1 protein-coding gene is annotated in these 1,381 nt (G+C 56.8%); it reads left to right on the forward strand.

Annotated elements, in window-relative coordinates; all coding sequences use genetic code 11:
• Positions 1-1,294: transposase (locus GV827_RS23140; protein ID WP_164356684.1), on the forward strand; the 1,294-nt coding region annotated here is incomplete at its 5' end.
• Positions 1,295-1,381 lie beyond the last annotated feature (87 nt).

Consider the following 1,381-nt stretch of genomic DNA (forward strand, 5'->3'; position numbering starts at 1 on the left):
GATTGATCGGTTCGTTGACCTGAGCAGCATCCGCGAACATCTGTCAGATTTCTACAGCCACACGGGCCGCCCGTCGGTTGATCCCGAACTTCTGATCCGGATGCTGCTGGTTGGGTATTGCTTCGGTATCCGGTCGGAACGACGGCTCTGCGAAGAGGTGCATCTGAACCTCGCGTATCGATGGTTTTGTCGTCTTGATCTGACGGACCATATCCCGGATCATTCGACCTTTTCTAAAAACCGGCACGGTCGGTTCCGCGAAAGCGATCTGCTGCGCCACGTATTCGAAACGACGGTCGCGCGCTGCATGGAAGAGGGCTTGGTTGGTGGCCAGGGCTTCGCAGTCGACGCCAGTCTAATCAGCGCCGATGTTCAGAAGCAGAACTCGAGCAATCCCGAGGACTGGGCGGCCCGCGAGATTGATCCGAATGATGCACCCCGCGCAGTGCGCGAATATCTCGACACGCTGGACGACGAAGCCTTCGGTGCCGCAACCACGGCAAAGCCAAAGTTCACCGCTCATGCTGATCCGGCCAGTCAGTGGACAGCTGCGCGTAAAGGCCCTGCGTTCTTTGCTTATTCTGACAACTACCTGATCGACACGGACCACGGGATTATTGTCGATGTGGACGCCAGCCGGTCGAACAAGACCGCCGAAGTCGGTGCGATGCGAAAGATGCTCGACCGCACCGAAGACCGGTTTGGCGTGAAGCCTGATTGGATTGCTGCGGATACGGCATATGGCTCGTCCGACAATCTGGTCTGGCTTGCCCTAAAGCGCCAAATCCTTCCCTTCATCCCCGTCTTCGACAAGGGTGAGCGCCCGGATGGAACGTTCTCGCGATCCGACTTCACATGGGATGATGAGAACGACCGCTACATCTGTCCGGGCGGCAAGGAAATGCGGCACACTTGGCGAACCTATTCCGATCCAAGGCGGAATGCCCCGAGTTGGCGCGCCCGCAAGTATCGGGCGCTGAAGTCCGATTGCACGGGATGCGCACTGAAAGCCAAGTGCTGCCCGAAATCAGAAGCCCGCGCCATCCATCGCGACAAATACGAGATCGTCCGAGACTTCGCCCGGCAATGCACGGCCTCAGAGTTCAATCCAAAGGCTCAGGCACGAAGGAAAAAGGTTGAGATGCTCTTCGCCCACCTCAAACGCATTCTCGGCCTTGGACGTCTCCGATTACGCGGCCCATGTGGCATTCAAGACGAGTTTACCCTCGCAGCCACCGCCCAAAACCTCCGAAAGCTGGCGAAGCTCAAGCCCATGCTGCCCACAATAGGATGAGGTGAAAGGCAGACCTCGACATCCAAAAGAAATCAAAGCGATAGTTCAAGAAGACCTGTCCAAATCAAAGAGTTTTTCAACACAATC

Origin of the sequence: Sulfitobacter sediminilitoris (assembly GCF_010667575.1) — a bacterium.
Classification (GTDB): Bacteria; Pseudomonadota; Alphaproteobacteria; order Rhodobacterales; family Rhodobacteraceae; genus Sulfitobacter; species Sulfitobacter sediminilitoris.